This is a genomic window from Streptomyces sp. bgisy027 (genome assembly GCF_057710365.1).
Window position 1 is genome coordinate 39,970 of the sequence record NZ_JBYIVZ010000030.1, and the last position, 20,551, is coordinate 60,520.

A 20,551-nucleotide genomic window follows, 5' to 3' on the forward strand; every position below is an offset into this window, starting at 1 on the left:
ACGGCCACTCTCCACAGATTCGGTGACTTTCTGGCGTCCACACCCTGGGGACCGGGAAGTTGTCCAGACTGTGTCCACAGCTGCCCCTGTTGAAGGACGATCGGACCAGGTCAACTGCATGTGGATTCGTGGACGAACGATCTCCACAGACTGTGGACAGCGAGAAGATCCACAGGCTGTGCACAAAGTTGTCCACCGACAACCCACAGGCTGGGGGCAGTTGTCCCCAGCAATCCCCAGCTTCTCCACACCGCTGTCCACTGTTCGGCAACGCGACGCGCCTCCTCACCGGTTCGAGTGAAAGGCGTCACACAAAGGTGCCGGGTTGGCCTGTGGGAAAGGTGGGTAAAGCTGGGGACGGCGCTGGGGAGAAGTCGGCCCAGGCTGTGCATGGGGTGTGCAGAACTTTCCGTTCTCCACAGAAACACCCGGTTGTCCACTGCCGTCGCCCACAGGACCCGTGGACAAAATCTCTGCTCTGAGCTGGGAAAACGTGGTTATCCACGGTATCCACAGGCCCTACTACTACTCCCAACTAGAGAGAGCTGGGAATCCGTTTCGAAGAGGGTCCTGTGCACAACTCTCTGTCCGGCTCCCGGCTGCCCCTCGTCACGACTTGACCCCGAGAGGCACCTACTGTCAGTGGGGTGCGTCAGACTGTTCCCGGTGTCCTTCCCCTCACTGGGGCCGACGACACCGAGACAGACGACGAAGCCAGGCAGGCCGAGAAGCGCCGGCAACAGCAGGAGGCGGCAAGAGTGAAGATCCGGGTGGAACGCGACGTACTCGCGGAGGCCGTGGCCTGGGCGGCGCGCAGCCTCCCGGCCCGTCCGCCGGCGCCTGTCCTCGCCGGCCTCCTGCTGAAGGCCGACGACGGTCAGCTGAGCCTGTCGAGCTTCGACTACGAGGTCTCCGCTCGCGTCAGCGTCGACGCCGAGGTCGAGGAGGAGGGCACGGTCCTCGTCTCCGGCCGCCTGCTCGCCGACATCTGCCGCGCTCTGCCCAACCGCCCGGTGGAGATCTCCACAGACGGTGTACGGGCGACCGTGGTCTGCGGCTCCTCGCGATTCACACTCCACACCCTGCCTGTGGAGGAGTACCCGGCCCTGCCGCAGATGCCGACCGCCACGGGCACCGTTCCCGGCGAGGTCTTCGCCTCCGCGGCCTCCCAGGTCGCCATCGCCGCCGGCCGTGACGACACGCTGCCCGTCCTGACCGGTGTGCGCATCGAGATCGAGGGCGACACCGTCACCCTGGCCTCCACCGACCGCTACCGCTTCGCGGTCCGCGAGTTCCTGTGGAAGCCGGAGAACCCGGAGGCCTCCGCGGTCGCCCTGGTCCCGGCCAAGACGCTCCTGGACACCGCCAAGGCGCTGACCAGCGGCGACAGTGTCACGCTGGCGCTCTCGGGCTCCGGTGCCGGTGAGGGTCTGATCGGTTTCGAGGGCGCGGGCCGCCGGACGACGACCCGACTGCTGGAGGGCGACCTCCCGAAGTACCGCACGCTGTTCCCGACCGAGTTCAACTCCGTCGCCGTGATCGAGACCGCCCCCTTCGTGGAGGCCGTCAAGCGTGTCGCCCTGGTCGCCGAGCGGAACACCCCGGTGCGGCTCAGCTTCGAGCAGGGCGTGCTGATCCTGGAGGCCGGCTCCAGTGACGACGCACAGGCTGTGGAAAGGGTCGACGCCCAGCTGGAGGGCGACGACATCTCGATCGCCTTCAACCCGACGTTCCTGCTGGACGGCCTGAGCGCCATCGACTCCCCGGTGGCCCAGCTGTCGTTCACCACGTCCACCAAGCCCGCGCTGCTCAGCGGCAAGCCCGCGCTGGACGCCGAGGCGGACGAGGCCTACAAGTACCTGATCATGCCGGTGCGCCTGAGCGGCTGAGCGGCTGAGCGGCCGACAGTTGTCCACAGGCCGGTGGAGAAGTGACCCCGGCCTGTGGGAGAACCCGCAGGTGAGGGTGTACGTATGAGCGCGTATGCCCACGGATGTGCGCGTGCGTCCGGGTTTAGGCTCTGGCGTGGGCACGCAGGTGCCTCACACGCCACAGCAACCTAAGGAACAACTGATGGAGCTCGGTCTCGTCGGCCTCGGCAAGATGGGCGGCAACATGCGCGAGCGGATACGCCGCGCCGGCCACACCGTCATCGGCTACGACCGCAACCAGGACCTCGCGGATGTCCACAGCCTGGAAGAGCTTGTGGGCAAGCTCCCCGGCCCGCGTGTGGTCTGGGTGATGGTCCCGGCCGGTGCCGCGACCCAGTCGACGATCGACGGGCTCGCCGAGCTCCTCGAGCCCGGTGACGTCGTGGTCGACGGCGGGAACTCCCGCTGGACGGACGACGAGCGGCACGCCGAGGAGCTGGCGGCCAAGGGCATCGGCTTCGTCGACTGCGGCGTCTCCGGCGGTGTCTGGGGCCTGGAGAACGGCTACGCGCTGATGTACGGCGGTGACGCGGAGAACGTCGCCAAGGTCCAGCCCTTCTTCAACGCCCTGAAGCCGGAGGGCGACTTCGGCGCCGTGCACGCCGGCAAGGTGGGCGCGGGCCACTTCGCGAAGATGGTCCACAACGGCATCGAGTACGCGATGATGCAGGCCTACGCCGAGGGCTGGGAGCTGCTGGAGAAGGCCGACTCCGTGACCGACGTCCGGGAGGTCTTCCGCTCCTGGCAGGAGGGCACGGTCATCCGCTCCTGGCTGCTGGACCTCGCGGTGAACGCCCTCGACGAGGACGAGCACCTCGACAGGCTCAGGGGTTTTGCACAGGACTCCGGTGAGGGACGCTGGACTGTGGAAGCCGCCATCGACCACGCGGTGCCGCTGCCGGCGATCACCGCGTCGCTGTTCGCGCGGTTCGCGTCCCGCCAGGACGACTCGCCGCAGATGAAGATGATCGCGGCGCTGCGGAACCAGTTCGGCGGCCACGCGGTGGAGAAGAAGTAGCCCGCTCGGCGCGGCAGGACCGAGCACGACAGGACCGAGAAACGAGAACGAGTAATCCACACCCTGGGGACGCCGACCTGGCACCCTCGGGGAGTGGCCCGGTTGTCCACAACTGGGGACGGTTCAACCACACGTTGGGGGAGGTCGGCGAACGACCATGCACGTCACGCATCTGTCGCTGGCCGACTTCCGCTCGTACACCCGGGTCGAGGTCCCGCTCGACGCGGGCGTCACCGCCTTCGTCGGCCCCAACGGCCAGGGCAAGACCAACCTCGTCGAAGCCGTCGGCTATCTCGCCACCCTCGGCAGCCACCGCGTCGCCTCCGACGCCCCCCTCGTCCGCATGGGCGCCGACCGGGCGGTCATCCGGGCACAGGTGCGCCAGGGCGACCGGCAGCAGCTGGTCGAGCTGGAGCTGAACCCGGGCAAGGCCAACCGGGCCAGGATCAACAGGTCCTCGCAGGTCAGACCCCGTGATGTGCTCGGCATCGTACGGACCGTGCTGTTCGCGCCGGAGGACCTCGCCCTGGTCAAGGGCGACCCCGGCGAGCGGCGCCGCTTCCTCGACGAGCTGATCACCGCCCGCTCCCCGCGCATGGCGGGCGTGCGCTCCGACTACGAACGCGTCCTCAAGCAGCGCAACACCCTGCTGAAGTCGGCCGCATTGGCCCGCCGCCACGGCGGGCGCAGGGGGGGACCTACCACGCGAGCGGATTCGAGCGTGGGGGCGGACCTGTCCACCCTCGACGTCTGGGACCAGCACCTCGCGCGGGCCGGCGCCGAGTTGCTCGCCCAGCGCCTGGACCTGATCGCGACGATCCAGCCGCTGGCCGACAAGGCGTACGAGCAGCTGGCCCCCGGCGGCGGCCCCGTCGCCCTGGACTACAAGCCGTCGGCTCCCGGCGAGGCGCACACGCGCGAGGACCTCTACGAGCAGCTGATGGCGGCGCTCGCCGAGGCCCGCAAGCAGGAGATCGAGCGCGGGGTCACCCTCGTGGGCCCGCACCGGGACGATCTGCTGCTCAGACTCGGTCAGTTGCCGGCCAAGGGCTACGCCTCGCACGGCGAGTCCTGGTCCTACGCACTGGCGCTGCGCCTCGCGTCCTACGACCTGCTCAGGGCCGAAGGCAATGAACCGGTGCTGGTCCTGGACGACGTGTTCGCCGAGCTGGACGCCCGGCGCCGCGAGCGGCTGGCCGAGCTGGTCGCGCCCGGCGAGCAGGTCCTGGTGACGGCAGCGGTCGACGACGACGTCCCGCACGTACTGACGGGGGCGCGCTACTCGGTGTCCGAGGGCACGGTGGAGCGCGTATGAGCGAGAACCCCTCCGAGAACGCCCCCGACGCCCCCAGGAAGGCCCCCGAGCCCTCCGGTGTCGACCTCGCGCGCGTGGCGCTCAGGGCGGCCAAGGAACAGGCACGCGCGCGTGGGGACGCGGCGCAGCAGAAGAAGCAGGCGCGCCGCGGGGGCCTGCGCTCCGGTGCGCGCGCCGACGGCCGCGACCCCATGGCGCTCGGCTCCGCCATCAACCGCTTGATCAGCGAGCGGGGCTGGGAGACCCCGGCCGCGGTGGGCGGTGTGATGGGCCGCTGGCCGCAGATCGTCGGCGACGACGTCGCCAAGCACTGCGTGCCGGAGAAGTACGACGAGGACGAGCGGGTCCTGGTCGTGCGCTGCGACTCGACGGCCTGGGCGACGAACCTGCGGCTGCTCGCCCCGACCCTCGTCGCCCGCCTCAACGAGGACCTCGGCCATGGCGCGGTACGGCACATCAAGGTCAACGGCCCCGGCGGCCCGGCCCGCCGCTACGGCCCACTGCGCGCCCCCGGCAGCACGGGGCCCGGCGACACCTACGGATGAGCGGGCCGGCCGAGGGCGCCTGACCGGCCTTCTCCGTGCGTGCGGAACCCCCGCCGACGGCCCTGGAATCCCCGTAACAGCAGCCCCGAGAGCACCGTCGGCCACGAGTGACCGACATCACATCAGTAGTCGTCGGCGGTCACGAAACGACGCCGGTGAGCCCCTCCTCGCACGACCGCACGCGGTGGCGAATCGCGACCTGACTCCTAAGTAGCAAAGGGTTGACGGCCGGAAGCGCTGAGTGGCTCTGTGAGCCTCTTGGAGCCCCCATCCGCATATCGGGAGTCGGAAGAGGCAGGTTCAGGGCGGCACATGCGGACTCAGGTACCGGCAAACCCCCATCACTGTCGGCGCTACCGGTAGACTGGAGCCCAATCCCGCCCCAATCGTGGGGACCGTCCGGGACAAGCTGAGCAACGCTGATCAAGGCTTACCAACGCAACATGCCGCAGCCGCTCCGGCAACCCGCCGACGAGCCTGGCTCGTGCTGTGCCAGAAAGGGCGCTTCGTGGCCGATTCCGGCAACCCCAACGAGAACATCCCGTCCACTGACGCCGTCGTCGCCGAGGCCATCGCCACGGCCTACGACGCCAGCGCCATCACCGTCCTCGAGGGTCTGGACGCGGTTCGCAAGCGACCCGGTATGTACATCGGTTCGACCGGCGAGCGCGGTCTGCACCACCTCGTGTACGAGGTGGTGGACAACTCCGTCGACGAGGCGCTGGCCGGTCACGCGGACACCATCGAGGTCACGATCCTCGCCGACGGCGGCGTGCGCGTCGTCGACAACGGCCGCGGCATCCCGGTGGGCATCGTCCCCTCCGAGAACAAGCCGGCGCTGGAGGTCGTGCTGACCGTGCTGCACGCGGGCGGCAAGTTCGGCGGCGGCGGCTACGCGGTCTCCGGTGGTCTGCACGGCGTGGGTGTCTCCGTCGTGAACGCGCTGTCCTCCAAGGTCGCGGTCGAGGTCAGGACCGACGGTCACCGCTGGACGCAGGACTACAAGATGGGCGTCCCCACGGCCCCGCTCGCCCAGCACGAGGCGACCGAGGAGACGGGCACGTCGGTCACCTTCTGGGCCGACGCCGACATCTTCGAGACCACCGACTACTCCTTCGAGACGCTCTCGCGGCGCTTCCAGGAGATGGCGTTCCTCAACAAGGGTTTGACGATCAAACTCACTGACGAGCGCGAGTCGGCGAAGGCCACGTCCGGCGCGGACGAGGCCGGTGCGGACGAGACCGCCGAGGTCAAGAAGGTCACGTACCACTACGAAGGCGGCATCGTCGACTTCGTGAAGTACCTCAACTCCCGCAAGGGCGACGTGGTGCACCCGTCGGTGATCGACCTCGAGGCCGAGGACAAGGACAAGGCACTCTCCCTCGAAGTCGCCATGCAGTGGAACAGCGGCTACAGCGAGGGCGTGTACTCCTTCGCCAACATCATCCACACGCACGAGGGCGGTACCCACGAAGAGGGCTTCCGCGCGGCGCTCACCAACCTGATCAACAAGTACGCGCGCGACAAGAAGCTGCTGCGCGAGAAGGACGACAACCTCACGGGCGACGACATCCGCGAGGGTCTGACGGCGATCATCTCGGTGAAGCTGAGCGAGCCGCAGTTCGAGGGCCAGACGAAGACCAAGCTGGGCAACACGGAGGCCAAGACCTTCGTGCAGAAGGCGGTCTACGAGCACCTCAACGACTGGCTGGACCGCAACCCGAACGAGGCGGCGGACATCATCCGCAAGGGCATCCAGGCGGCCACCGCGCGCGTGGCGGCCCGCAAGGCCCGCGACCTGACGCGTCGTAAGGGACTGCTGGAGAGCGCCTCGCTCCCCGGCAAGCTCTCCGACTGCCAGTCGAACGACCCCACCAAGTGCGAGATCTTCATCGTCGAGGGTGACTCCGCCGGCGGCTCGGCCAAGTCCGGCCGCAACCCGCAGTACCAGGCGATCCTCCCGATCCGAGGCAAGATCCTCAACGTCGAGAAGGCGCGGATCGACAAGATCCTGCAGAACCAGGAGATCCAGGCGCTGATCTCGGCCTTCGGCACGGGTGTGCACGAGGACTTCGACATCGAGAAGCTCCGCTATCACAAGATCATCCTGATGGCGGACGCCGACGTCGACGGCCAGCACATCAACACCCTGCTGCTGACCTTCCTGTTCCGCTTCATGCGGCCGCTGGTCGAGGCCGGGCACGTGTTCCTGTCCCGTCCCCCGCTGTACAAGATCAAGTGGGGCCGGGACGAGGTCGAGTACGCGTACTCCGACCGCGAGCGCGACGCGCTCCTGGAGATGGGCCGTCAGCGCGGCAAGCGTGTCCGCGAGGACTCGATCCAGCGCTTCAAGGGTCTCGGCGAGATGAACGCCGAGGAACTGCGCATCACGACCATGGACCAGGAGCACCGGGTTCTCGGCCAGGTCACCCTCGACGACGCCGCCCAGGCCGACGACCTGTTCTCGGTCCTGATGGGAGAGGACGTCGAGGCGCGCCGCCAGTTCATCCAGCGCAACGCCAAGGACGTCCGCTTCCTCGACATCTGAGTCGGTCTCAGCTGACCGCACCAGGAAGGATCTTCACCAGCAATGACCGACGAGAACACTCCCGTCACTCCTGACGAGGGACAGATCCTGCGTGTCGAGCCCGTCGGGCTCGAGACGGAGATGCAGCGCTCGTACCTCGACTACGCGATGTCCGTCATCGTCTCGCGTGCGCTCCCGGACGTCCGTGACGGCCTCAAGCCCGTCCACCGCCGTGTCCTGTACGCCATGTACGACGGCGGCTACCGCCCCGAGCGCGGCTTCTACAAGTGCGCGCGCGTGGTCGGCGACGTCATGGGCAACTACCACCCCCACGGCGACTCCTCGATCTACGACGCCCTGGTGCGCCTCGCCCAGCCGTGGTCGATGCGCATGCCGCTCGTCGACTCCAACGGCAACTTCGGCTCGCCGGGCAACGACCCGGCGGCGGCCATGCGCTACACCGAGTGCAAGATGGCGCCGCTGTCGATGGAGATGGTCCGTGACATCGACGAGGAGACCGTCGACTTCACGGACAACTACGACGGCCGCTCCCAGGAGCCGACCGTCCTGCCGGCCCGCTTCCCGAACCTGCTGATCAACGGCTCGGCCGGTATCGCGGTCGGTATGGCCACCAACATCCCGCCGCACAACCTGCGCGAGGTCGCGGCCGGTGCCCAGTGGTACCTGGAGAACCCCGAGGCCTCCCACGAGGAGCTCCTTGATGCGCTCATCGAGCGCATCAAGGGCCCCGACTTCCCGACCGGCGCGCTCGTCGTCGGCCGCAAGGGCATCGAGGAGGCGTACCGCACCGGCCGCGGCTCCATCACGATGCGCGCGGTCGTCGAGGTCGAGGAGATCCAGAACCGCCAGTGCCTGGTGGTCACGGAGCTGCCGTACCAGGTCAACCCGGACAACCTCGCGCAGAAGATCGCCGACCTGGTGAAGGACGGCAAGATCGGCGGCATCGCGGACGTCCGTGACGAGACGTCGTCGCGCACCGGTCAGCGCCTGGTCATCGTCCTGAAGCGGGACGCGGTCGCCAAGGTCGTGCTGAACAACCTCTACAAGCACACGGACCTGCAGACGAACTTCGGCGCCAACATGCTGGCGCTCGTCGACGGCGTCCCGCGCACCCTCTCGCTCGACGCGTTCATCCGCCACTGGGTGACGCACCAGATCGAGGTCATCGTCCGCCGTACGCGCTTCAGGCTGCGCAAGGCCGAGGAGCGCGCGCACATCCTGCGCGGCCTGCTGAAGGCCCTGGACGCCATCGACGAGGTCATCGCCCTGATCCGGGCCAGCGACACCGTCGAGATCGCGCGTACGGGCCTGATGGACCTCCTGGAGATCGACGAGATCCAGGCCAACGCCATCCTCGAGATGCAGCTGCGCCGACTGGCCGCCCTGGAGCGCCAGAAGATCATCCAGGAGCACGACGAGCTCCAGGCGAAGATCACCGAGTACAACGAGATCCTCGCCTCGCCGGTCCGCCAGCGCGGCATCGTCAGCGCGGAGCTGGCGGCGATCGTCGAGAAGTACGGCGACGACCGCAAGACCATGCTGGTGCCCTACGACGGCGACATGTCCATCGAGGACCTCATCGCCGAAGAGGACATCGTGGTCACCGTCACTCGCGGTGGCTACGTCAAGCGCACCAAGACCGTCGACTACCGGGCGCAGAAGCGCGGCGGCAAGGGTGTACGCGGCACGAAGCTGAAGGAAGACGACATCGTCGACCACTTCTTCGTCTCGACCACCCACCACTGGCTGCTGTTCTTCACCAACAAGGGCCGGGTGTACCGGGCGAAGGCGTACGAGCTTCCGGACGCCGGCCGTGACGCGCGCGGGCAGCACGTCGCCAACCTGCTGGCCTTCCAGCCGGACGAGGCGATCGCCGAGATCCTCGCGATCCGCGACTACGAGGCGACCCCGTACCTCGTACTCGCCACCAAGGCCGGTCTGGTGAAGAAGACGCCTCTGAAGGATTACGATTCGCCGCGCTCCGGCGGTGTCATCGCGATCAACCTCCGTGAGATGGAGGACGGTTCGGATGACGAACTGATCGGTGCCGAGCTCGTTTCGCCCGACGACGATCTGCTTCTGATCAGCAAGAAGGCGCAGTCGATCAGGTTCACCGCCACGGACGAGTCGCTGCGCCCGATGGGCCGCGCGACCTCGGGTGTCAAGGGCATGAGCTTCCGCGAGGGGGACGAGCTGCTCTCGATGAATGTTGTTCGACCCGGTACGTTCGTGTTCACTGCCACCGACGGCGGGTACGCGAAGCGGACCGCGGTCGACGAGTACCGCGTCCAGGGTCGCGGCGGCCTCGGTATCAAGGCCGCCAAGATCGTCGAGGACCGCGGCTCTCTCGTCGGTGCGCTGGTGGTCGAGGAGACCGATGAGATCCTTGCCATCACGCTGGGCGGCGGTGTGATTCGTACGCGAGTCAACGAGATCAGGGAGACGGGTCGTGACACCATGGGCGTCCAACTGATCAACCTGGGCAAGCGCGATGCCGTCGTAGGCGTCGCACGCAACGCCGAGGCGGGACGCGAGGCGGAGGAAGTCGACGGCGACGTGGTCGTCGACGAGACCGCCGAGGGGGCCGCGACCGCCGGCACGGACGAGGACGCACCCTCGGCCGAGTAGCACGAGGAGAGAGTCATCGTGAGCGGAGCCACGGGCGCCGGATCGTCCGGTACCTCGACCGGTTCTACGGCCGGTACGGAAACGGGCGGCGGCCGTGGCTCCGCCGCGCCTGCGACCGACACGCACACCACGCAGCTGAAAGCGATCAAGTCGCCGGCGAAGGGCGCTCCGGCGCCCGACGCACCCGGATCGCAGGGGGGAACCGTGACGGACACGCGAGGCCCGCAGGCCCAGCAGTACGCGGCCGGGGCGGCTCCGGGCGCCCAGCCGCAGCCCGCGGGAGCGCAGCAGGCGGCCCCCGCGCCGGGCTCGCCGCTGCCCGGGGAACGGCAGTCGCAGCAGGCCGCCGGGCCCTACCACCCGCCGCAGGCCTACCAGACGGGCGCTCCGGCGGGCGCGGTGCGCCGGCCCCGCACGGGCGCGCGTACGACGCCGCGCACGCGCAAGGCGCGGCTGCGGGTGGCCAAGGCCGACCCGTGGTCGGTGATGAAGGTCAGCTTCCTGCTCTCCATCGCGCTGGGCATCTGCACGATCGTCGCGTCCGCGGTGCTGTGGATGGTCATGGACGCGATGGGTGTCTTCTCGACGGTCGGCGGCACGATCTCCGAGGCCACCGGCTCGAACGAGTCGAACGGCTTCGACCTCCAGTCGTTCCTGTCGCTGCCGCACGTCCTGATGTTCACGTCGATCATCGCGGTCATCGACGTCGTCCTGGCGACGGCGCTGGCGACGCTCGGCGCGTTCATCTACAACCTGTCCGCCGGCTTCGTGGGCGGCGTCGAGCTGACACTCGCCGAGGACGAGTGAGGTTCGCCGAGGCCGGTCGACGGTTGCCGTCGGGAGGCGGTTCCAAACCTCTCCTGACGGTCCCCCGACAACCGATTTTGGGACTGCCCACGTCGTGCGCTAATCTTCAGGAGTCAGCGCGCGGGACACACACCGCAGAGCGCGGCGGGGCTATAGCTCAGTTGGTTAGAGCGCATCCCTGATAAGGATGAGGCCACAGGTTCAAATCCTGTTAGCCCCACATCGAGAGGACCCCCAGTCGATCCCGACTGGGGGTCCTCGGTATTCAGCGACCTGTTTCCGGAACCCCGGCAGATCTAAGCTCTGCGGATGACCTTGGAATGGGAACAGGTAATCGTGCACTCGGCGGATCCGGCGGCTCTGGGCCAGTGGTGGGCCGAGGCTCTGGGCTGGGTCGTGGTCCACTCCTCCGACGACGAGTTCGAGATCCGCCCGGCGTCGGATCGCATGCCGGGACTGGACTTCGTACGGCTCGACGAGGCCAAGCAGAGCAAGAGCCGACTGCATCTCGACTTCCGGCCCGACGACCAGGCCGCCGAGGTGGCGCGCCTGGAGGCGCACGGCGCGAAGCGTGTCGACATCGGCCAGGGCGACCAGCCCTGGGTCGTCATGGCGGACCCCGAGGGCAACGAGTTCTGCATCCTCGGCCGGCGGCGGCAGTAGGGCCCCTGACGGCGCGTGTGCCTGGTTGTCAGTGCCGGGTGAGAGCCTTTCGGCATGATCGTCGAACGGGCATACGCGCATGTCGCCGAGGACGAGCGGGAGGAAGGCGACGGCTGGCCCTGGTCGGTGCCCTGTGTGCGGCAGCTGCTGGACGAAGGCCTGAGATTCGCCGCACCGGTCACGTTCCTGGTGGGGGAGAACGGCTCGGGGAAGTCGACCCTCGTCGAGGCGCTGGCGGAGGGCTTCGGCCTGGACTCCTGGGGCGGCTCCGCGGGCTACAAGTACGCGACCTGGCGCGAGCCGTCGGCCCTGGGCGGCCGGATGAAGTTCGAGGCGACGGCAGCCGGTCGCCGCATGCTGCGCGGGCCTCGGACGCGCCGCAGAGGTTTCTTCCTGCGGGCGGAGACGGCGCTGGACGCGCTGGACCGTGAGCAGAGGACGGGAAGGCTGTCCGGGGCCGCGGACGAGATGAGCCACGGCGAGGGCTTTCTGATGGCCTTCCGCGAGCGGTTTCAGGAGCCTGGGCTGTACGTCCTGGACGAGCCGGAGGCTGCGCTGTCCTTCGCTTCCTGTCTTCAACTCGTGGGGCTGCTGCACGAACTGGGGCGTTCCGGCGCACAGATCATCTGCGCGACGCACTCACCCGTGCTCACGGCGCTCCCTGGCGCCGAGATCATCGAGGTGGGTGACCACGGAATGCGTCCCGCCGGCTGGCGGGATCTGGAACTCGTCGATCATTGGCGGCGGTACCTCAACGACCCGTGGTCCTACCTCCGGCACATCGTCGATACGCGATGAGACGGGGTCGTGGACGGGCGAAGCGGTTCGCCGTGGTGTTGCGGGGTTTCGAGCAGGTGGTGTTGCGAGGTTCAAGCAGAGGGTCACAGCTCGGGTCGAGCCGGGGGTTCAGCGCTGGTGCGGGACCAGTGGCTGCGCCGGTGGCGCGGTGTGGGCGCATTCTCGGGTGGTCGAGGCCGTCGTGGCCGCTTCCGTCTCGCTGAGCGGGCGGTGTCGGCAGCTGGGGGTCTTTCCGTGTGCCTCGGCTCGGATGCGCTGCTTCATCGTGGGGGGCAGTGCTCTGGCGTAGGACCAGGCCCATTGGGGCATCGCCGGCACCGGCACCGGCACCGGCAGCTCGGCGCTGCGCTTGTTGTCGTCGCCGTTGCTCCGGCGGCTCGTCTCGGTGTGCGGTACGGCCGCGGCGGCGGTGTTGGTGACGAATCCGAGCGCGGTGCACAGCGCGAGGAAGGCGGTGACGATGGCCGTCCACAGGTTCATGACCTTGTTCCTGGTCATGGCCCCTCACTTTCGGGTTGGGCGATTTGCGTACTTTCCCAATGATGTGTATGGGGGCTCGGAAGTCATGGACCGACGCCCGTGGCGCGTCGATCTTCAGATGAACAGCACTCGAATGGGCGCATGGCACTCGAAGAGTGAGCGAAGATGGAGGAAAGGGGCCAAAGGTCACCGTCCGTCGGGGTGTGATCACCCTCCGATCGGAGCGGCGGCATCCGCTTCTACTGGGCTGCAGCGGCGGGCAGTTGAGCCCGGACTCAGGTCACCGATTGATATCGACCGGTGTGTATAGTCGGGCGCCAGAGGTCCCCTACGTCAAGGAAAGACGAGGTCGCGCGGTGAAGAAGCTTCTCCTGGTCGCACTGGCCGCCATCGGCGGGCTCCTCGTGTACCGCCAGATCCAGGCGGATCGCGCCGAGCAGGATCTGTGGACGGAGGCGACTGACTCCGTGCCCACGGGTTCGTGAGCCACGACATCGGATTGCACACAGACCCCGGTCGCCCGAGCGGCCGGGGTTTTGTGTGCCCGCCGCAGCGCACGGCGTCGCCGCCTCGAGTTGCGCGAGCGGACCGGAGGCCGTAGAGCCGGGCTTTTCGGACGGCCGTACGGATTGTGAGGGTGGCGCGCGGCCGGGCTGGGCAGGATGGGCGAGTCCGAGGTCCGGTCGTGGTGACGAGGGGTGGCGCGTGATGAGGCGGCGTACGACGCGGTGGCGTCCCGCGAGGATGTGGCGCGGTTCCTCGCCGGCACACGCGCGTGCTGCGGCTGTGGTCGCGCTGCTGTGCGCGACGGCCGCCCTGCCGGTCGGGCCCGCCCTCGCCGCCGGAACACCCGCCCCCTACACCTTCGCGCCGGACGCCCGGCCCGTCAGCGGCGGCGCGAGCACCGCGGACGCCGGCCCTCTCACGCCAGGCGTGACCTACAAGAGCTCCCTCCCCGGCGCCGGAGAGACCCACTACCGCGTCGAACTCGACGGCACCTCGGACGCGTACGTCTCCGTGACCGCCGTCCCCGCCTCCGGCAGCGCGATCCACGCGGGCGACGGCATCAAGGTGTCCCTACGGGACGCCGAGGGCCGCTCCTGCTCCCAGGACACCGAGACCTTCGGCGTCGTCCGCAGCCCGCGTCCGATCGCGGTATGGGGCATGCGTGAGATCTCGGCCGGCCGGCCGCACTGTGACGAGGCCGGTGCCTACGACGTGATCGTCGAGCGCGTCACCACGGCCGAGTCGGTGCCGGACACCTGGGACCTGGAGCTCTTCGCCGCCACCGAGCCGCCCCGGGAGCAGGCCGGCGGGACGAGCGCCCCCGAGACCTGGGACTCCGCCTCACCCGACCCCCTCACCGGCGACGGCGAGCGACGCGAGGGCGGCCCCGGGTTCGCCTCGGCGGTGCCGGTCGGAGAGGGCAACTGGACCTCCGTCATCGAGCCGGGGCGGACGCTCTTCTACAAGGTGCCGCTCGACTGGGGCCGCCAGCTGCACGCCACCGCCGAGCTCGGCGCAGCGGACGGCGGCGACGGCTACGCGGTGGGCGCCCTGAACCTCGCCCTCTACAACCCCGTGCGCGGGTTCGTCGACGACGCGAGCGCCAGCTACAACGGCAGAGAGAAGGCGGCCGAACTCGACCCCCTGCCGCCGGTCGTCTACGAGAACCGCTACGCCGGCCCGGACCGGCTCGGCGCCATGCGGTTCGCGGGCTCCTACTACCTCGTGGTGCATCTGTCGGCCGCGGTGGCCGAAAGGTACGGCGACGGACCGTTCGAGCTGACGCTGCGCGTGCGGGAGTCGGGCGAGGCGAAGTCCGGTCCCGGTTATGCGGGGGAGTCAGTGCCGGGGGACGTGTTCCAGCTCTCCGCGGGCGACCGGGAGGCGGCCGCGGCGGACGGAGCCGGCAGCGGGGCCGGGGGCATCGAGAGCGCCGCGATGACCGTGCTCGCGGTGAGCGGCATCGGGGCCGGGACCTTGGTGTTGGTGGTGCTGGGGGTTTGGACGGTGGTCGCTCGGCGGCGGGGCGGGGCCCTTTAGGCGCAAGGGTCGGGGTCTTCGGGGTCTTCGGGGTCTTCGGGGGCGCTCGGCGGGCTCACGAGAAGCCGGTGAGCCTGTTCTCTTCCTGGACCCGTGGGTCGGTCGCTCGGCGCTGGGACCGTGGACCGGTCGCTCAGCGCTGGACCCGTGAGCCTGTACTCAGCGCTGGACCCGTGAGCCTGTACTCGGCGCTGGGACCGTGGGTCGGTCGCTCAGAGCTGGGCCAGCGCCCAGAACCCCACGGCGTAGCAGGCCAGCGCCAGCAGCAGGAGCGGTACCGCCACCTTGGCGGGTGGGCCGGGGCGGCGCGCGGGGCCGCGGGCCCCTCGGCGGACGGCTCTGTGACCGCCGCGGCGGCGTTGCTGCGGAACTGGGGGCGCCGAAGGCGGAACCTGCGGGCTCTGAGCGGTGTACGAAGCAGTAGAGGCATCGACGCGCTGGTGCTGTGGCGGCGTCGTCGGAGGCTGAGGCGGGTACTGCGGCGTGCGCGGTTGAGGGGAGGACAGGACGTGAGTGGTGTCGTAAGGGGAGTTGTTGGCCGTGGGGTTGCCGGTCTCGGGGGCGGCGGCCGGCTGCTGCTGCACGCCCTCGTGGCTGTGGCTTTCGCTGCCTGTCCGTACCTGGCCCCGTGCCGGCCCCTGAGCCGGATCTTGCGCCGCGTAGGGCTGTGGCGAGGGCGTTTGTGCCTGCGGGGAGGAGCCCGTGGGCTGCGGGAGCGGCAGATGGAAGCTGCCGGTGTCCGACATGTTGACGGAGCTGCCGCTGCCGCTCGGCGGCGGGGAGGCGGGAGGCTCCGCCGGCGTATGACCAGGATCGCCGGATACGGATGCAGAGTCGGTGCCGGCTGCGCCGCGACCGGTGCCGCCCGCCCCGGCCCCTGCGCCGACCCCCGCGCCGCTCGGCATCGAGCCCAAGCTTCTCGGATCGGGTCCGACCCCGTTCGCCGAGTTCGGCGTCCCCGTCGAGCCCTCACCGAGCGGGAACTGCCCGGAGCCGGTCCGCTCCCCTTCGATCCCCGGAGCCCGTTTGAGCGGCCCCTCCGGTGCGAACCCCGGTGGCAGTGGACCGAGTTGGTCGAAGATCTCGATGATCTCGTCGTCGGGGCCTGGTTCCGGCAGAAGCTCGACGGCCGCGGCGAGGGCCTTGCGCGCCCCCGTCGCCGTGCGGAACCGCGCGTGCGGATCGGGTTGCAGCAGCGAGGCCACGACCTGCCACAGCGGTTCCGGAATGCCTTTGGGAGCACCCGGCGTCCCGTGGCTGGTGAAGTACTGGACGAGTGCCTTGGAGTCCGGCTTGGCGCCCTCCAGGAGATACACCGCGACCAGCCCCACGGCGAACAGATCGGCGGGGAAGTCCGGTTCCGCGCCCATGAGTTGCTCGGGAGCGAGATAACCGGGCGTTCCCACGACGAGGTTGGTCTCGGTCAGGCGGGGCTCACCGAGCCGCATGGCGATGCCGAAGTCGGAGAGCCGGAGCCGCGGGCGACCCGTGCCGGTGGCTTCGAGGAGCAGGTTGGCGGGCTTGATGTCCCGGTGTACGACGCCTTCCGAGTGCACCGCGGCGAGCCCGGCGAGGAGCTGGTCGAGAAGGGTGCAGACGAACGAGGGCGGCAAGGGGCCGTAGTCCCCTATGAGATGGACCAGCGAGCCACCGGCCACCAGGTCCATGGTGAACAGGACCTTGTCGTCGTCGGCGGCCCAGCTGGCAGGCGCGAGCACATGGGGGTGATCGATCCGCAGCGCCTGTTCGCGGACGAACCGCAGCAGCGAGTGCGCGTCGCTCTGCTGCAGCACCTTGGCGGCCACATAGCGTCGGCGGCGATGGTCGAAGGCACGCCAGACGGCGCCGACGCCCCCGCGTCCGATCGGGTCGACCAGTTCGTAGCGCCCGGCGAAGACCTCACCCATGGCTGTGCGTCGCTCCTCCCCCTCCGGTTACCCCCCTTGCTTCCCCCACGACGAGCGATACGACTCCCCCTCGCTGACCGTCCTTCGCGGACTCCCCCGCACGACCCCCTCGTGCCCGCTCAGGACGCACACCGTCGGCCCGGCTGCCGATACCCCCTCGGCGACCGGGCCAGGGGGTCAGTTCTGGTGGGACTGGTAGTGCGCGACCGCGTCGGAGGTGCGGCCGGCGCCGTACACCCGGAGGAACTCTGCCAGTTCCGGGTGGGTGGGGGCGAGGGTCTCAGCGGCCTCGATGATGTCGCCCGCGGCGGCGACCGAGCGCAGCAACGACTGGATCTCGCGCACGACCCGCTTGACCGTGGGCGCGCCCGAACTGTTAGTCGTGTGCGTGGTGTTGCTGAGCACCGAGCCCCCCTGCGACTTCTTGATCTCCTCCATGCGCTCGGTGGCCTCGGCCGCGCTCACGCTGCCGTCCGCGACCTGCCCCGCCAAGTCCTGCAGCAGCTGCACCCGCTGGACCACGGCGGGATTGCCGATCTTTGCCCGCTGTCCGCTCATCAGCTGCGACAGCATCGGTGCTGACAGTCCCAGTACCCCCGCGAGACGAGCCTGGTTGAGACCAAGATCGTCGATGAGCTTACGGAAGAGCGTCCCCAGCGGCTCCCCGTACCAGTTCCGCTGCAGATCCCGCGCTCTTGCGGTGGCTTCCTGCTGTGCGGCGTCCATTGCGTCTCCCCATCGCTTCCCCAAAACCGCGGTTCGCTGTCGCGAACCACGCCGAGCATCCTACGGAGAGTGGTCGTTTACCGGGACCCCCAATCCTTTTGCGGGATCCGGGGGGCGACCGGGTACTCTGGTCTGGGCGCCCGCCGGTATGGGGTTTTCCTCCGGCCGGACGTTCCTTTTTGAGGGGCCTTAGCTCAGTTGGTAGAGCGCTGTCTTTGCATGGCAGATGTCAGGGGTTCGACTCCCCTAGGCTCCACGCATCAAGCCCCCTGACCTACGGAAACGCAGGTCAGGGGGCTTTTTGGTGTGCCGGCAATCCTGAGCGGACGTCAGCCGGCGAGGTCCGGAGACGACAAGTGGTGTGCGCCCGCCACATGGGGTGCACACCACTTTCGTCGCCTACGGCACGTGGGGCCGCTGGTGAGAAGCCGTACGCGAGAAGCCGTAAGGCCAGGCCCTCAGATCACCGGCCCTCAGACCACCGGCCCTTGTCCGTCACCGGCTCTTGTCCGTCACCGGCCCTCGTCCCGACGGGCGGCCTCCTCCTCGGCCTCCTTCGCCTGGACCTCCGGGTCCAGGCCGGACTGGCCGCTGCCGTCCACGGACGTCAGCCGGTTCGACTCGGGCACCTCCGTCGCGGCGGGCGGTTCGACCAGCCAGTCCGGGTTGGCCTGCTTGTCCCACCACTTCCACGCGGCGATGGCGCCGCCCGCGAGGATGCCCAGCACGGCCAGCGTCTTCACGACGCGGCCGGTCCTGGCCCGCCGCTCGTGCTTGCGGACCAGCCGCTGGATCTCCTGCGGCGAGACCTGACCGCGCAGCGCGGCCAGTGCGGCGGCACCGCGCGCGGTGGCCTCGTCCCGTACGGGTCCGGCCGCGGCCACCGCCTGCTCGATCCTCGGCCGGGAGTAGTCGGCGGCCTGCCGGGCAGCCTTGCGGGTACGGACGGCGGCTTCATGAGCGGCGAGGTCGACCTTCGGCGGCACATGGGTAAGGGCCTGCTCCAGGCGCGGTGCGAGATGCGCGTCGTACTGGAGACGGGCCTGGGCGCGGGCCTGCTCGGTGGCCTGCGTCACCATCGGCGCCAGCCGTACGCGTGCCTCGTGCGCATACAGTGCGGCCCTGTCCTTGGCGGTGTCGGCGTAGGGCGCCACCACTTCCGCGGCGTGCAGCACGCTGTCCTTCGCCGAGCCGGTCGCGGCGCGCACGCTGTCGATGCGGGTCACGGGATCCTCCTCCTCGGTGGCGTACGGTATTTCGACTTTCCACCCTTTTACGGATCATGCCTGCCGGAGCGCTCCGCGGCATGTGCGGTCGGGCATATGGGTGCCGAATTGCTTGATCAATCCCAATAACGGACCAATGTGGTTCAACGGTGGCTTGTCGTCGACAATGCCACGGTTCGTCGCCTCGCGCCCCCGCCACGTACCCACTCAGCCACTTTTCTGCACGAGAAGCGCCCGGTTGCCTGCCGGTGAACGAGTGGCGGGCGACGGATCCCGCAGACCGTGCGAGGATCGGGGGGTCACAGGAAGACAACGGAAGGCAGATCGTGGCTGAGCAGCTTTACGCCACCCTGAAGACCAACAACGGCGACATCGAGGTCCGGCTCCTCCCGAACCACGCGCCGAAGACGGTCAAGAACTTCGTCGAACTCGCCAAGGGCGAGCGTGAGTGGACGAACCCCGAAACCGGCGAGAAGTCCACGGCCAAGCTCTACGACGGCACGGTCTTCCACCGGGTCATCAGCGGCTTCATGATCCAGGGCGGCGACCCGCTGGGCAACGGCACCGGCGGTCCCGGTTACCAGTTCGAGGACGAGTTCCACCCGGACCTCTCCTTCGACAAGCCCTACCTGCTGGCCATGGCCAACGCCGGCCCGGGCACGAACGGCTCGCAGTTCTTCATCACCGTCGCCCCCACGACGTGGCTGAACCGCAAGCACACGATCTTCGGCGAGGTCAACGACGGCGCCAGCCAGAAGGTCATCGACGCCATCGCGACCGCGCAGACGAACCCGCGCACCGACCGCCCCGTGAACGACGTCGTCATCGAGTCGGTCGTCGTGGAGACCCGCGAGGGCTGAGTCCGACACCTCCCGCAGGGAACCAAACGCCCCGCTCGTCCGTAAGGATGAGCGGGGCGGTGTATTAGGCGTGCATCGCGTACGACGACCTAGGGGACCTCATGGACCAGCAGGCCGGCAGCTCGCAGGACGCGCAGAGCCTGCCCGGCTGCTACCGCCACCCGGACCGCGAGACCGGCATCCGCTGCACCCGCTGCGAGCGGCCCATCTGCCCGGAGTGCATGGTCAGCGCCTCGGTCGGCTTCCAGTGCCCCGACTGCGTCCGCGGCGGCTCCGGCACCGGGCACGCCCCCTCCGCCGCCCAGCCCCGCACCATCGCGGGCGGCACCATCGCCGCCGATCCCCGGCTGCTGACCAAGATCCTCATCGGGATCAACCTCGCGGTCTTCATCGCCGTTCAGACCAGCGATCGGCTGTTGAGCGACCTCGTCCTGGTCGGCACCTGGCCGCCGGCCCCCTTCAGCCCCACCCAGGGCGTCGCCGAGGGCGAGTGGTGGCGCCTGGTGACCTCGATGTTCACGCACGAGGCCATCTGGCACATCGCGTTCAACATGCTCAGCCTCTGGTGGCTCGGCGGCCCCCTCGAAGCGGCCCTGGGCCGGGTCCGCTACCTCGCGCTCTACTTCTGCTCCGGCCTCGCCGGCAGTGCTCTCACCTATCTGCTGGCCGGCCCCAGCAGCGCCTCGCTCGGCGCCTCCGGTGCCATCTTCGGCCTCTTCGGAGCCACGGCCGTGCTGATGCGCCGGCTCCAGTACGACATGCGGCCGATCATCGCCCTGCTGGTGATCAACCTCATCTTCACCTTCGGCTGGGGCAACATCGCCTGGCAGGCCCACATCGGCGGCCTCGTGGCCGGCGTCGTCATCGGCTACGCCATGGTCCATGCCCCACGTGATCGCCGGGCCCTGGTGCAGTACGGCACATGTGCGCTGGTCCTGGCCGTGGTGGTGCTGATGACCGTGCTGAGGACGCTCCAGCTCAGCTGAGCCCGGACGTTATCCACGTGAGCGGCCCTGTTGTCCACAGCGTGTGGCGGATCTTGTGCGTACGGTG

At 69.1% G+C, this 20,551-nt stretch carries 17 protein-coding genes and 2 tRNA genes; 15 read left to right on the top strand and 4 right to left on the bottom strand.

Translation table 11 applies throughout. From position 1 onward, the window contains the following. Window positions 1-758 precede the first annotated feature (758 nt). From dnaN to AC3ETA_RS28270, 10 genes are all read left to right on the top strand, one after another. Window positions 759-1,889 (top strand): DNA polymerase III subunit beta, encoded by a 1,131-nt coding sequence (gene dnaN, locus AC3ETA_RS28225; protein ID WP_432195776.1) that lies wholly within the window; start codon window positions 759-761, stop codon window positions 1,887-1,889. 184 nt (window positions 1,890-2,073) lie between these two features. Continuing rightward, a complete protein-coding gene (gene gnd / locus AC3ETA_RS28230; RefSeq protein ID WP_432195710.1) occupies window positions 2,074-2,949 on the top strand; it encodes a phosphogluconate dehydrogenase (NAD(+)-dependent, decarboxylating) in 876 nt (291 codons plus the stop codon). A gap of 157 nt (window positions 2,950-3,106) precedes the next feature. Then, a complete protein-coding gene (gene recF, locus AC3ETA_RS28235; RefSeq protein ID WP_432195711.1) occupies window positions 3,107-4,264 on the top strand; it encodes a DNA replication/repair protein RecF in 1,158 nt (385 codons plus the stop codon). Continuing rightward, on the top strand, window positions 4,261-4,809 hold the full coding sequence (locus tag AC3ETA_RS28240; protein WP_432195712.1) for a DciA family protein: 549 nt from the start codon (window positions 4,261-4,263) through the stop codon (window positions 4,807-4,809). The genes recF and AC3ETA_RS28240 overlap by 4 nt, the downstream gene beginning before the upstream one ends. Before the next feature lie 484 nt (window positions 4,810-5,293). Beyond that, window positions 5,294-7,357, top strand: a complete 2,064-nt coding sequence (gyrB, locus tag AC3ETA_RS28245) for a DNA topoisomerase (ATP-hydrolyzing) subunit B (RefSeq protein ID WP_432195713.1) — start codon at window positions 5,294-5,296, stop codon at window positions 7,355-7,357. A 42-nt stretch (window positions 7,358-7,399) separates the two neighbouring features. Further along, a complete protein-coding gene (gene gyrA, locus AC3ETA_RS28250; protein WP_432195714.1) occupies window positions 7,400-9,985 on the top strand; it encodes a DNA gyrase subunit A in 2,586 nt (861 codons plus the stop codon). A gap of 18 nt (window positions 9,986-10,003) precedes the next feature. Next, entirely contained in the window at window positions 10,004-10,792 is a 789-nt protein-coding gene (locus AC3ETA_RS28255; RefSeq protein WP_432195715.1) for a DUF3566 domain-containing protein, read from the top strand. Between the two features lie 146 nt (window positions 10,793-10,938). Beyond that, window positions 10,939-11,012 (top strand) — tRNA-Ile (locus AC3ETA_RS28260). An 89-nt stretch (window positions 11,013-11,101) separates the two neighbouring features. Beyond that, on the top strand, window positions 11,102-11,455 hold the full coding sequence (locus AC3ETA_RS28265) for a VOC family protein (protein ID WP_432195716.1): 354 nt from the start codon (window positions 11,102-11,104) through the stop codon (window positions 11,453-11,455). Window positions 11,456-11,509: 54 nt separating this feature from the next. After that, the gene (locus tag AC3ETA_RS28270) at window positions 11,510-12,253 is read left to right on the top strand and encodes an AAA family ATPase (protein ID WP_432195717.1); all 744 of its coding nucleotides are present in this window, start codon (window positions 11,510-11,512) and stop codon (window positions 12,251-12,253) included. 108 nt (window positions 12,254-12,361) lie between these two features. Here AC3ETA_RS28270 and AC3ETA_RS28275 read toward each other — a convergent pair whose 3' ends face one another. After that, window positions 12,362-12,751 (bottom strand): DUF6344 domain-containing protein, encoded by a 390-nt coding sequence (locus AC3ETA_RS28275; RefSeq protein WP_432195718.1) that lies wholly within the window; start codon window positions 12,749-12,751, stop codon window positions 12,362-12,364. A gap of 338 nt (window positions 12,752-13,089) precedes the next feature. Between AC3ETA_RS28275 and AC3ETA_RS28280 the strand changes: the two genes are divergently transcribed. Continuing rightward, on the top strand, window positions 13,090-13,218 hold the full coding sequence (locus AC3ETA_RS28280) for a DLW-39 family protein (RefSeq protein WP_003999697.1): 129 nt from the start codon (window positions 13,090-13,092) through the stop codon (window positions 13,216-13,218). Window positions 13,219-13,519: 301 nt separating this feature from the next. Beyond that, complete coding sequence (locus tag AC3ETA_RS28285; protein WP_432195719.1) at window positions 13,520-14,779, top strand: hypothetical protein; 1,260 nt, start codon at window positions 13,520-13,522, stop codon at window positions 14,777-14,779. A gap of 212 nt (window positions 14,780-14,991) precedes the next feature. Here the strand turns inward: AC3ETA_RS28285 and AC3ETA_RS28290 are convergent, their stop codons facing one another. Together AC3ETA_RS28290 and AC3ETA_RS28295 are read right to left on the bottom strand one after the other, a co-directional pair. Beyond that, window positions 14,992-16,686, bottom strand: coding sequence for a serine/threonine-protein kinase (locus AC3ETA_RS28290; protein ID WP_432195720.1), 1,695 nt, complete (start codon window positions 16,684-16,686; stop codon window positions 14,992-14,994). A gap of 177 nt (window positions 16,687-16,863) precedes the next feature. Then, the gene (locus tag AC3ETA_RS28295) at window positions 16,864-17,412 is read right to left on the bottom strand and encodes a helix-turn-helix domain-containing protein (protein WP_030945501.1); all 549 of its coding nucleotides are present in this window, start codon (window positions 17,410-17,412) and stop codon (window positions 16,864-16,866) included. A 183-nt stretch (window positions 17,413-17,595) separates the two neighbouring features. Here AC3ETA_RS28295 and AC3ETA_RS28300 point away from each other — a divergent pair. Then, a tRNA-Ala gene (locus AC3ETA_RS28300) sits at window positions 17,596-17,668 on the top strand. A 256-nt stretch (window positions 17,669-17,924) separates the two neighbouring features. Here AC3ETA_RS28300 and AC3ETA_RS28305 read toward each other — a convergent pair. Continuing rightward, entirely contained in the window at window positions 17,925-18,638 is a 714-nt protein-coding gene (locus AC3ETA_RS28305) for a DUF5324 family protein (RefSeq protein WP_432195721.1), read from the bottom strand. 326 nt (window positions 18,639-18,964) lie between these two features. Here AC3ETA_RS28305 and AC3ETA_RS28310 point away from each other — a divergent pair, with 326 nt between their 5' ends. Further along, window positions 18,965-19,498, top strand: coding sequence for a peptidylprolyl isomerase (locus tag AC3ETA_RS28310; RefSeq protein WP_381448887.1), 534 nt, complete (start codon window positions 18,965-18,967; stop codon window positions 19,496-19,498). 101 nt (window positions 19,499-19,599) lie between these two features. Then, entirely contained in the window at window positions 19,600-20,484 is an 885-nt protein-coding gene (locus AC3ETA_RS28315) for a rhomboid family intramembrane serine protease (RefSeq protein WP_432195722.1), read from the top strand. Window positions 20,485-20,551: the final 67 nt, after the last annotated feature.

Bases quoted from the DNA above. Each gene is read 5' to 3' on its own strand.
- gyrA (WP_432195714.1), top strand. From the start codon at position 7,400: ATGACCGACGAGAACACTCCCGTCACTCCTGACGAGGGACAGATCCTG.
- AC3ETA_RS28295 (WP_030945501.1), bottom strand. From the start codon at position 17,412: ATGGACGCCGCACAGCAGGAAGCCACCGCAAGAGCGCGGGATCTGCAG.
- AC3ETA_RS28290 (WP_432195720.1), bottom strand. From the start codon at position 16,686: ATGGGTGAGGTCTTCGCCGGGCGCTACGAACTGGTCGACCCGATCGGA.
- AC3ETA_RS28240 (WP_432195712.1), top strand. From the start codon at position 4,261: ATGAGCGAGAACCCCTCCGAGAACGCCCCCGACGCCCCCAGGAAGGCC.
- AC3ETA_RS28265 (WP_432195716.1), top strand. From the start codon at position 11,102: ATGACCTTGGAATGGGAACAGGTAATCGTGCACTCGGCGGATCCGGCG.
- gnd (WP_432195710.1), top strand. From the start codon at position 2,074: ATGGAGCTCGGTCTCGTCGGCCTCGGCAAGATGGGCGGCAACATGCGC.
- AC3ETA_RS28270 (WP_432195717.1), top strand. From the start codon at position 11,510: ATGATCGTCGAACGGGCATACGCGCATGTCGCCGAGGACGAGCGGGAG.
- recF (WP_432195711.1), top strand. From the start codon at position 3,107: ATGCACGTCACGCATCTGTCGCTGGCCGACTTCCGCTCGTACACCCGG.
- AC3ETA_RS28315 (WP_432195722.1), top strand. From the start codon at position 19,600: ATGGACCAGCAGGCCGGCAGCTCGCAGGACGCGCAGAGCCTGCCCGGC.
- AC3ETA_RS28275 (WP_432195718.1), bottom strand. From the start codon at position 12,751: ATGACCAGGAACAAGGTCATGAACCTGTGGACGGCCATCGTCACCGCC.